Source organism: Rhizobacter sp. P3_C12, assembly GCF_056402735.1.
The window spans coordinates 1-2,739 of sequence record NZ_JBFUGW010000485.1 but is presented as its reverse complement, the minus strand read 5'-3'; the positions used below and the strand labels follow the sequence as shown (position 1 = coordinate 2,739).

The window sequence follows — 2,739 nt, the reverse complement described above, 5'->3', positions numbered from 1 at the left end:
TCGGCATCGCGCTGCTGGTGGGCATCTGGGCGCTGCTGACGATGAAGGGGGGCAGCTTCCCGACACCGGCCGCCACCTTCACCGAAGCGGTCAAGCTGTTTGCCGACCCGTTCTACAGCAAGGGGCCGAACGACCAGGGCATCGGCTGGAACATCCTGTTCTCGCTGCAGCGCGTCGCGATCGGCTTCGGGCTGGCGGCGCTGGTCGGCATCCCGGTGGGCTTCCTGATCGGGCGCTTCAGCTTCCTGAACCACATGGCCTCGCCGCTGATCAGCCTGCTGCGGCCGGTGTCGCCGCTCGCATGGTTGCCGATCGGGCTGCTGGTGTTCAAGGCGGCGAACCCGGCGGCGATCTGGACGATCTTCATCTGTTCGATCTGGCCGATGGTGATCAACACCGCGGTCGGCGTACAGCGCGTGCCGGCCGACTACCTGAACGTGGCGCGCGTGCTGAACCTGTCGGAGTGGAAGGTGATGACGCGCATCCTGTTCCCTGCCGTGCTGCCGTACATGCTGACCGGCGTGCGGCTGAGCGTGGGCACGGCGTGGCTGGTGATCGTCGCGGCCGAGATGCTGACCGGTGGTGTCGGCATCGGCTTCTGGGTGTGGGACGAGTGGAACAACCTGAACGTCACGCACATCCTGATCGCGATCTTCGTGATCGGCATCGTCGGGCTGTTGCTCGAATGGGCGCTGATCGCGGTCGCGAAGCGCTTCACCTACGAGGAGGTCTGAGCATGTCCGGATTCATCGAAGTGCACCAGGCCGAGATGGTGTTCCACACGAAGAAGGGTCGCTTCCACGCGCTGCGCGAGATCGACCTGTCGGTCGCGAAAGGCGAGTTCGTCACGCTGATCGGGCACTCGGGCTGCGRCAAGTCGACGCTGCTGAACCTGATCGCCGGGCTCACGCTGCCCACCGGCGGCTCGCTGATCTGCGACGGCCGAGAGATCGCGGCCCCGGGGCCGGAGCGCGCGGTGGTGTTCCAGAACCACTCGCTGCTGCCGTGGTTGACCTGCTACGAAAACGTGCACCTGGCGGTCGAGCGCGTGTTCGGCGCGAGCGAGTCGAAGGCACAACTGAAGGAGCGGGCGCTGGCGGCGCTCGGGCTCGTCAACATGGGGCATGCCGCAGCGAAACGGCCGCACGAGATCTCGGGCGGCATGAAGCAGCGCGTGGGCATCGCGCGGGCGCTGGCGATGGAGCCGAAGGTGCTGCTGATGGACGAACCCTTTGGTGCGCTCGACGCGCTGACCCGTGCCCATCTTCAGGACGAACTGCTGAAGATCGTCGCTCGCACGCACAGCACGGTGGTGATGGTGACGCACGATGTCGACGAGGCGGTGCTGCTGTCGGACCGGATCGTGATGATGACCAACGGACCGGCGGCGACGATCGGCGAGATCCTGGCGATCGAACTGCCGCGGCCGCGCAACCGTGTCGAGCTGGCGGAGGATGCCAAGTACGTGCACTACCGCAAGGAAGTGCTGGATTTCCTCTACACGCGGCATGGCCACGTCGAGCAGGCCGCCTGAGCGTCAGTGGTAGTCGTCTTCGCGCTGATGCCTGACCGCGAGGACGGTCACCGTCCCGGCGTTCTCGATCTCGTACAGCGCGACGTAGCCCCTGCCTCGAAGTGGAATGATCAGCTCTCGCTGGAACGGGCTGCCGGCTGACGATTTCCGGTACAGGAACGGCGCGTGACCGAGGCGGTGCTCGACCTCGTCGCGAATGGTGTCGATGGCGAGCTGTGCGTGATCGAAGTCTTCGATCGTTTCAGCCTCCTGCAACAGGAAGTCGAAGAGTTCGATGAGATCGTTGCGGGCGGCGTCGGTGTAGCGGACCTTGAAGTTCCCGCTCATCCCAGCACGCGTTTGCGCCGATCGTCCAGCCTGCGCTGGAGTTCATCGTGCACGTCAGCCGCTGCATGGTAGACGCCGGTTCGCCGCGCCTCTTCCGCGGAACGCAACCCGCGGGAGATGAACTCGTCCTGCACGCGTCGGCGCTGGATGGTGTCCCGCACGGCCGTCTCGATCAGGCTGCTCAGTGTTTCGCCCTCTCGAAGGACGCTTTCGGCAGCCTCTCGCAGTTCGGCATCGACGCGCAGCGAAGGGAATGTTGACGGCTTCATGGATTGCGTTGCAATTGCGACGCATCGAGTGTAGTTCGACCGGAGCCCATGTGGCACATCCCTTGCATAAAGAAATGCGGCAAGAGCGATGCGCTTGTCGTCTATCTCCTCAGTAGGGCCCAGCCCTTTCCGGACCGCCTGATTCGCATGGATCAGGCGGTTTTTTTATCAGTGGTTTTCCTTGGCGTGGTTGATCGTGTACTTCGGGATCTCGATCGTCACGTCGGTCTGCGACAGGATCGCCTGGCACGACAGCCGCGATTGCGGCTCCAGCCCCCAGGCCCGGTCCAGCAGGTCTTCCTCGGATTCATCCATCTCGCCGAGCGACGAAAAGCCCTCCCGCACCACGACGTGGCAGGTCGTGCACGCGCAGCTCAGCTCGCAGGCGTGCTCGATCTCGATGCCGTTCTCCAGCAAGGCCTCGCAGACCGAGGTGCCCGGCGTGGCGGTGATCTGCGTGCCGGTGGGGCAGTACTCGGGATGGGGCAGGATCTTGATGACAGGCATGGGCTCAGACTTCCTCGACGCGCCGGCCGGCCAGCGCCTGCCGGATGCCGCGGTTCATGCGCTCGGCCGCGAAGGCTTCGGTGCCCTTGGCCAGCGCTTCGA

The 2,739-nt window shown here is 64.9% G+C and carries 5 protein-coding genes; 2 read left to right on the top strand and 3 right to left on the bottom strand.

The genetic code is table 11. The features are described from left to right. Both ntrB and AC1DXV_RS33530 read left to right on the top strand, forming a co-directional pair. Positions 1-734, top strand: a 734-nt coding sequence (gene ntrB, locus AC1DXV_RS33535; RefSeq protein WP_477937879.1) for a nitrate ABC transporter permease, incomplete at its 5' end; no start/stop codon positions are given. 2 nt (positions 735-736) lie between these two features. Next, positions 737-1,534: an ABC transporter ATP-binding protein gene (locus AC1DXV_RS33530; RefSeq protein ID WP_477937877.1), complete on the top strand. Its 798-nt coding sequence runs from the start codon at positions 737-739 to the stop codon at positions 1,532-1,534. A gap of 3 nt (positions 1,535-1,537) precedes the next feature. Here the strand turns inward: AC1DXV_RS33530 and AC1DXV_RS33525 are convergent, their stop codons facing one another. The 3 genes from AC1DXV_RS33525 to fdx all read right to left on the bottom strand — a co-directional run bounded on the left by AC1DXV_RS33525 (position 1,538) and on the right by fdx (position 2,637). Next, the gene (locus AC1DXV_RS33525) at positions 1,538-1,861 is read right to left on the bottom strand and encodes a type II toxin-antitoxin system RelE/ParE family toxin (protein WP_477865352.1); all 324 of its coding nucleotides are present in this window, start codon (positions 1,859-1,861) and stop codon (positions 1,538-1,540) included. Next, entirely contained in the window at positions 1,858-2,130 is a 273-nt protein-coding gene (locus AC1DXV_RS33520; protein ID WP_477937875.1) for a YlcI/YnfO family protein, read from the bottom strand. The genes AC1DXV_RS33525 and AC1DXV_RS33520 overlap by 4 nt, the downstream gene beginning before the upstream one ends. Positions 2,131-2,298: 168 nt before the next feature. After that, complete coding sequence (fdx, locus tag AC1DXV_RS33515) at positions 2,299-2,637, bottom strand: ISC system 2Fe-2S type ferredoxin (protein ID WP_047502959.1); 339 nt, start codon at positions 2,635-2,637, stop codon at positions 2,299-2,301. Positions 2,638-2,739: the final 102 nt, after the last annotated feature.